This window comes from Paractinoplanes rishiriensis (genome assembly GCF_016862375.1).
GTDB classification, from domain to species: Bacteria; Actinomycetota; Actinomycetes; order Mycobacteriales; family Micromonosporaceae; genus Actinoplanes; species Actinoplanes rishiriensis.
This window is the reverse complement of the sequence record NZ_BOMV01000101.1, coordinates 72,996-79,543: the sequence shown is the minus strand read 5'-3', so window position 1 is coordinate 79,543 and position 6,548 is coordinate 72,996. Positions and strand designations below refer to the sequence as shown.

The window sequence follows — 6,548 nt, the reverse complement described above, 5'->3', positions numbered from 1 at the left end:
ATGCTCGCTACGGCCACGCCGTGAGGAACCCTGGCGATAGCCGAAGCCCTCAAGCAACTCGCCGCCTACCCACGCAAGGGCGCCAAGCTCCTACATCAGATCGCGCGAACCGGCCACCACCCCTGCGAGCACCGGTGTGCCTACTCCGGCTGGATCGCATGGTCCCCGCAGAGAAACACCGTAGGACGCACTCGGTCCCACTGGCCGCCTCCGCGAGTCGGCCACCAACGTTGCCCAGCCAGAAGGTAGCGCCGTGTCTGCCGATGCCTTCACCCAGCGTCGGCACCCGGATCTGGCCGATGAGCGGATATCCGATCAAGCGACGAAGTATGCATCGGGTGTCTCAGCACACTTGCCGAGAGAGGAGCTTCCTATGCTCGACGTCTCACAGGTCGACCGGCGGACCGGTCAAGACTGGCCGTACACCGAGAAGCAGATGCAGGAGAAGCCCGTCCTGCAGGAAACCGCCCAGCTGCTGTATCCGGCCGCTGGGCGGTGGGACCGGGGCGCGACGCGGGTCCGTCCGGTTCACCTCCTGACGTGATCGACCGGCGCCATTCATGCTTGGCTTGCGCACGAGCGACCCGATGGCGACCGCATAACGACTGCCCTGGCGAATGACGCCGTCCGGCGCGGGCGGGGCCGGCCAGAACTGCAGCAGATATCGGTCGAGCTCGGGCTCACCGTCGAGGCGGTCCCCCTCCTCTTTAGCGGGAGCAGGCTGACTTGCGCAATCAGCAACTGATGTCCACGGACGTCTAGGCCGGCGCGTCACGGTTGTTGCCCAGTTAGTCACTCAGTCGGTGCGCGGTCGCGATTTGGCTGAGTCGATGCTCAGGTCAGCCCGGGCGGTCCCAACAATCCGACGTACAGCACGCCTTGTACTAATGCTCCCAGCTTTCGAGACTGATCTTCGCTCGTGCTCCTGGTGACCACGTAGCCTCGCCGATCTTCTCTAAGATTTCCATGCATGTACCGGTTCTTGTCATCGTTGTTGTCAACGGCTAGATGGCTTGACTCTCGTCTTGCCCCCATTCGATACCCTCTTCCCAAAGGCATGGTACACCTTGCCTGCGGACCCTTTTGTCGCCACGGGGTTGTTTGGAGGAGAGATTCGTCATGAATTCAGTCACGCCAGCTATTGTGGCCGGCTTAACCGCACTCCTTGGCGTCTTGATAGGTTCATGGCGTCAAGCGGGCTTGCAGCGTTCACTTGTGCGGGCTGAATTGATCCGGAGTTGGCAAGATGAGCGTCGGACCTCCTATCTCAATCTCCTGGTAGCCGATGATGAATTCTATCGAAGCATCGTTAGAGGGCTTCGCGACGATCACCCTGAGTGGACCTTCGGAGATCCAAGTAAAGTCGGGGAAGATCAGCTGTTTCCACCGCCAAACTCCGAGGAAAGACGGGAGATTATATCGAGATTCGACAAAGTCTGGCACGCTGGCCGAGCAGTCGAACTTTACCACCTTATCGACGACGATTTGCTTGCGTCTGCCAAATCGCTCCTATTGGCTGATGCCGAGCTTATTAGTCTCACGGTGTTCGATCTAACACGCTACCCCGACGAAGCTCTCGACATCAGCCTTCGAGTGGCGACTGCGCTACAGAAACGCAGATCTGCAATTAATCATTTTATGCACGTAGCAAGGCTAGCTCTCAATGTTCCCCCGAGCTTCAATCCGGCACCCGCGCAGAAATAGTCGCGGAACGAATGCCGGCCGTGGAGAACGACCAGAGCCATTCCTTGGAGGCGTCGTTTTCGGAGTTGAGCGAGTTCAGTGATCCGGCGGCATCGAGCGACGCCGGCGAGGGAAACGGGGCCGCGCCCGAACGACTGACGCGGCCAGTAGCGTTGGGCAGACATCGGATCTGCCCGGATCTGCCGCTGTCGTGGCGCGTCCGTGCGGTCGCGCAGAAGGTGCCTATCCAGACGCCGCGCTCACCGAAGCGTGATGGGTAGCCTCAGCTGTACCGTCGATTTGGCGGCCCCGCTACTTGCAGACGGGGCATCGCACCGTCCCCGAAGGGGAGGAGCACATCGATGAACGTACGTTGGAACCGTCTCGCCGGACCAGGACTCACCGCCGCGGCGGGCGCCGCGGCGCTGGTCATGCTGGTCGCCTCACCGGCGATGGCCAGCCCGTTGTTCTGTGGCGCTGGACGCGGCCTGACCGCTCAGAACGCCATCCAGGGCGCGTTCGACGACGCGCAGAACTCTGCACAGTCCGAAGGCTTCTACGGCGCATGCACCCTGTCCGCGGAGCCGCAGGTCTTCGAGATCTTCGACGATCCCAACTTCGGGCACATCTTCCGGGCACAGGTCACCGTGACCTGCCTGCCCTAGCCGGCCAACTCAACCGCGCAACCGCCCGTCTGGTCGAAGCGTCATCGGGCAAACGGGCGACGGGGATCTACGAGCTTGTGGGTCCCCACGCCCAGCATGGGACTAGCCGGTAGCGGCCTCGCCCGACTGCGTATCACGTGCGCGCTTCTGCCGCCGATCGCGAGCGGTGCTGACCGCTCGGCGCACCGCCTGTTGTTGGCTGGTCGCTCGATCAAGGCTGCCGTCCGAGGGCGTTTTCATCGACGCGGATCGTTGATGTATTGCCGCCGCGATCGCCGCCGACCTCATCTGCTGGCTGCAAATCCACGCCCTGCACGGTGATCTCGCCAAAGCCGAACCGAAACGGCTGCGCTACCGCCTCTTCCACACCGCGGCCCGTCTGACCCGCGGCCAACGCCGCCGCTGGCTACGCATCCCCGCACCTGGCCCTGGGCCACCCAACTGTCCGCCGCGTTCACCCGGATCGCGGCGATTCCCGCACCCGGCTGACCCCGGTCAGCCCCCGACCACGACCGGAGAACCCCAGGAGACCACGCCACGCCGCCGCGACAGACGGCCCACCACCATGCTCAGCCACAGAAAAGACCACCACCACGCGCTCAAACCGGCCGGGCAGAGATCACCGCCGCTACACGCGAATCATCGAGGCTAAGGGCTGATCCCCCGTACCGGTCGGCCGTCCTCCAGATAGCGCACCCGTTTTGTCTTCCAGGCGGCGCGTACCCGACGTCGGACTGGTCCGCTAAGCAAAGGCAGCGCGGCGTCGATCGGCAGGATCCGGCTTTCGGCGATCTCGATCGGCTGGATGACCACCGTGTCCAAGACGGCGTCGTCGAAGACGCCGCAGTCGAAAAGGAAGCGCATACCACCCGGACGGTCAGGCCGTGGGCGGAGGAAGTCAACGCACTTAAGCCGCCCTGTGGTGACGTCGAGGCCGCACTCCTCCCTGGTTTCGCGGCGACACGCATCCCAGGGTGACTCGCCGATCTCGACAATCCCACCCGGGATCGTCCAGCCGCCCTTGTACGTCGGCTTCAGGATGAGCAATCGGCCCTTGCGGCCACGTACCAGAGCTCCGGCGGAGGCCGGGATGGTCGGGAGTGCGAACGTCAGCTCGGGTAGCTCACCGGGGTTGACGTCGCTCATGGAAAGCATGCTAGAACCGATCGGCCCTCCGCCGGGATTGAGCATCAGCCCAGAAGTCGTAACGGCCGTCGGCGGCGAGCGCGTCGAGGTCCCACATCGCCCCGATGAACAGGCCGATATGCGGGATGACGACTTGATGCAGCGGCTGGAACGCCTTGCCGAACTCGTCCGCCCGCACTTCGAAGCCGCGGGTGTCGATGGCGATTCCGGTCATGGTGGCGGGACTGGATGGCGGCTTCGTGGGCGCTATCTTCCGAGTGACCATCGGCTGACCGCGGTTGTGAGGTTTCAGCAGCCCAGGCCGTCCCGGTACCACGTGGGGACGTCACCGTCCGCGACCTTGTCCGCGAGTTCCCAGAGCACCTCCGGGTAGTCGCCCTGCGCGTTCATGTCGTGCAGCACCTTCCACTGGTGGCTGGTACTCAGCGCGGAGGCCGCCTTCTTCTTCGCCTCCTTGTCGCCGGCCTTGTCGGCGCGCTGGTACTCGGCGATCCAGTCGCAGGCCACCCGGCCGGCCACGAACGCGCCGAACTGGTACGGGTCGTTCGCGCCGCCTTTGTCCAGCGAGGCGATGTCGAAGCTCGGCGGCAGCGGCATGTCAGCAAGGATCTTCCTGGCCTGCGGTCGGACGTCTCCCGGCGTAACGATCTCCTCGGGCAGTGACTTCAGGAACGTCTCGGCGTCGACCTTCACGACCTTCGCAAGGAGTTCGTCGAACGTGGCGCGGGTCCAGTCCCCGCCCTGGGTGCGCAGTTCGACGAAGGTGCCGTCCTGCGGCTTGCGCATCGCCGCGAAGTCGTTCCTGCTGTAGGTGACGACGCTCGCTTCGACGCCCGCCATGGTCGTCCACTCCGGCCTGCTGACCTCCAACCGGTCGTCGTAGTAGCTCTGGTACTGCTCGGCGGCGTACCAGTTCATCGAAATGCCGCGGTCGCCGCTCTGGAAGGTGATGCTGCCGTCCTCCTGGTCGAACCCGTAGACGGAGGTCGCCTTCCAACCCTGCTCGTCGATCAGCAAGCGGGGCAGGTCCTCCGCGGCTTTGAGGTCCAGTTGCCAACCGTCGACCGCGGGCCCGCCCGCTTCGGGCACACCCAACGCGCCGGTATACCCATCGACGGGCTCGCGGCCGGCCACGGTCGCGGCGGTGACGGCGACCGCGAGGACGGCCGCCGCGGCCACCGCCATGGTCAGGCGGCGGGCCAGGGTACGGCGCAGCGGCACCGCGTCGAGCTGCGGGGTGGACATGATCTCCTCCAGGAGATGGTGGTCTGCCCCGTCGAGGCGCGCGACGAGATCCGCGCGATAGGGGTCCGCGTCCTTGATTCGCTCGTCGCTCATCAGCCCTCCTTCGGGACAGGAACGGTCAGGACGTCGAGTACATGTCCGGGTGTCTCCTGGTCGTGACCGACGAGGTCCCGCATCCGTTTCCGGGCCCGGGACAACCGGGTCCGCACCACGACCGGGCTCGCCCCGATCACCGCGGCGACCTCGCGCGGCTCCAGGCCCTCCCACGCGGTCAGCATCAGGATCTCCCGGTCGGTCTCGCTGAGCAGCTTCAGGGCCTCGCGCACAACGAGCCGCTGCGGCACGTCGTGACCCGGATCGGCCGAGGCCACCACGGCGAGACGCTGGCGCAGCCGCTCGCCGAGCCGGTCCCGGCGGGTGCCGCCGCGGTAATGGTTCGCCAGGACGCGGCGGGCCACCCCGTACAGCCAGAGTCGCACCTCGTCGTCAGCCGGCAGATCGCCGTTGCGCCGCCAGGCCACCAGGAACGTCTCGGCGACGACATCGGCGGCGTCCTCCGGTTGTTCGACCCGGCGTGACGCGAACGCGAGCAGCGCCTCGAAGTTGACGGCGTAGAGACGCCGGAACCGTTCCTCAGAGCTCACGTCTCTTCCATGTCCGGCTGGTCGGCCATCGTGACACTACGACGCGGGACCCGCTTCGCGCGCCGACCCTCCGCCCTCTCTGGAACGAAGTCCCGGCATACACCACTCTGGTCGACGAATGCCACCACGTGAACCATCGCGTCCTCGACCGGACCGCGCGGCCGTCGAACGGTTCGGCTCGATCAGCCAGGTCACCGCCAAGCAGCACGGCATAATCCGGGTCGGCGCTTCGGGCCGAGCTATCGCAGGTGGCGGCGGGAACAGCTGAACGGCGTCAGGTGGTGATGGCAGCCTGCGCGATCCCCGCAGCGAGCGCAGATGTCCGAGGTCGCGGTCACTAGGGCACCATCCTCTCGACGAGATCTTGGAGGGCCTGCGTGACACCGCCGCTCCTGTCCTTGCCGGGGCTGCCGACCGGCAACAGGGAGAAGCGCCGTAGAGCGCCGGTTAGTGACCACCCGGCACTGGGCCGCCGAGACCCACGCCGTGTGCGTGCAGGACGAGGCCGCCCGCAAGGTCGCCGCGTTCACCGGCTGACGCAGGTACTGATCTGCCGCGGAAATGCCTGTTCATCCGAAGAAGCTGTTGCGGCCCGGGTCAGCCCGTGCCCGGATTTGCCGCTTCGGGACGCTCGTTGACCAGCGGAGACGTCACGCTTCGCACGAATCACCCGCCCGCCGAATTCGATGGGGGCTTGGCGGGACGGAGGTGGTGGTCCTTCTCGATCAGCGGTGGCTGACGACGTTGACTATCTTGCCGTCGGGGTCGCGGACGAAGAAGCGCCGGACGCCCCACTCCTCGTCGGTGATGGGGTGCACGATCTCTGCGCCCGTCGCGCGTACCGCCTCGTAGGCGGCGTTGACGTCATCGACCTCAACGCTGAGGTCCGGGTTCACGGCGGCCGCTGCATCTTTGGTGATGAGGATGACCTGGGCGGTGGGGTTGGACGGTGAGACCAAGTTGACCACCCAGCCTAGGTTCATCTCCTCGCGGAAGCCCAACGCCTGGTAGAAGCGGCTGCTCGCGACCTGGTCGGCGGTGGTGATATCGGGTGCGGCACGGCGAATCCTCATGCCGGATTGTGGCATGCGAAGTGATGGCTTGTACGAGTAAGCGGGCCCCGCTCGTCACGTTCCTGGGCGAACCGGCGGAAGGCTCATACCAT

8 protein-coding genes and 1 pseudogene are annotated in these 6,548 nt (G+C 65.5%); 4 read left to right on the top strand and 5 right to left on the bottom strand.

The annotated features are described in order from the left end of the window. Positions 1 to 253 precede the first annotated feature (253 nt). The 4 genes and pseudogenes from Ari01nite_RS43940 to Ari01nite_RS51760 form a co-directional block, all read left to right on the top strand. Positions 254 to 544, top strand: a complete 291-nt coding sequence (locus Ari01nite_RS43940; protein ID WP_203790023.1) for a hypothetical protein — start codon at positions 254 to 256, stop codon at positions 542 to 544. A 575-nt stretch (positions 545 to 1,119) separates the two neighbouring features. Beyond that, the gene (locus tag Ari01nite_RS43935; RefSeq protein WP_203790021.1) at positions 1,120 to 1,704 is read left to right on the top strand and encodes a hypothetical protein; all 585 of its coding nucleotides are present in this window, start codon (positions 1,120 to 1,122) and stop codon (positions 1,702 to 1,704) included. 341 nt (positions 1,705 to 2,045) lie between these two features. After that, the gene (locus Ari01nite_RS43930; protein ID WP_203790019.1) at positions 2,046 to 2,348 is read left to right on the top strand and encodes a hypothetical protein; all 303 of its coding nucleotides are present in this window, start codon (positions 2,046 to 2,048) and stop codon (positions 2,346 to 2,348) included. Positions 2,349 to 2,604: 256 nt separating this feature from the next. After that, a pseudogene (locus Ari01nite_RS51760) lies at positions 2,605 to 2,837 on the top strand (transposase); the annotation flags it as partial. Between the two features lie 159 nt (positions 2,838 to 2,996). Here the strand turns inward: Ari01nite_RS51760 and Ari01nite_RS43920 are convergent. The 5 genes from Ari01nite_RS43920 to Ari01nite_RS43900 form a co-directional block, all read right to left on the bottom strand. Further along, positions 2,997 to 3,494, bottom strand: a complete 498-nt coding sequence (locus Ari01nite_RS43920) for an NUDIX domain-containing protein (RefSeq protein ID WP_203790017.1) — start codon at positions 3,492 to 3,494, stop codon at positions 2,997 to 2,999. A 10-nt stretch (positions 3,495 to 3,504) separates the two neighbouring features. Then, positions 3,505 to 3,708, bottom strand: a complete 204-nt coding sequence (locus tag Ari01nite_RS43915; RefSeq protein WP_239163530.1) for a hypothetical protein — start codon at positions 3,706 to 3,708, stop codon at positions 3,505 to 3,507. 74 nt (positions 3,709 to 3,782) lie between these two features. After that, positions 3,783 to 4,832 (bottom strand): hypothetical protein, encoded by a 1,050-nt coding sequence (locus Ari01nite_RS43910; RefSeq protein WP_203790016.1) that lies wholly within the window; start codon positions 4,830 to 4,832, stop codon positions 3,783 to 3,785. Beyond that, entirely contained in the window at positions 4,832 to 5,383 is a 552-nt protein-coding gene (locus Ari01nite_RS43905) for an RNA polymerase sigma factor (protein ID WP_203790014.1), read from the bottom strand. Before Ari01nite_RS43905 ends, Ari01nite_RS43910 begins: the two co-directional genes overlap by 1 nt. A 725-nt stretch (positions 5,384 to 6,108) precedes the next feature. After that, positions 6,109 to 6,456 carry a VOC family protein gene (locus Ari01nite_RS43900; protein ID WP_203790012.1) on the bottom strand — a complete coding sequence of 116 codons (348 nt, stop codon included), beginning with the start codon at positions 6,454 to 6,456 and terminating at the stop codon, positions 6,109 to 6,111. Between the last annotated feature and the right edge of the window lie 92 nt (positions 6,457 to 6,548).

Coding starts and splice junctions, on each gene's coding strand:
- Ari01nite_RS43935 (WP_203790021.1), top strand. CDS start 1,120: ATGAATTCAGTCACGCCAGCTATTGTGGCCGGCTTAACCGCACTCCTT.
- Ari01nite_RS43930 (WP_203790019.1), top strand. CDS start 2,046: ATGAACGTACGTTGGAACCGTCTCGCCGGACCAGGACTCACCGCCGCG.
- Ari01nite_RS43920 (WP_203790017.1), bottom strand. CDS start 3,494: ATGAGCGACGTCAACCCCGGTGAGCTACCCGAGCTGACGTTCGCACTC.
- Ari01nite_RS43915 (WP_239163530.1), bottom strand. CDS start 3,708: ATGACCGGAATCGCCATCGACACCCGCGGCTTCGAAGTGCGGGCGGAC.
- Ari01nite_RS43910 (WP_203790016.1), bottom strand. CDS start 4,832: ATGAGCGACGAGCGAATCAAGGACGCGGACCCCTATCGCGCGGATCTC.
- Ari01nite_RS43900 (WP_203790012.1), bottom strand. CDS start 6,456: ATGAGGATTCGCCGTGCCGCACCCGATATCACCACCGCCGACCAGGTC.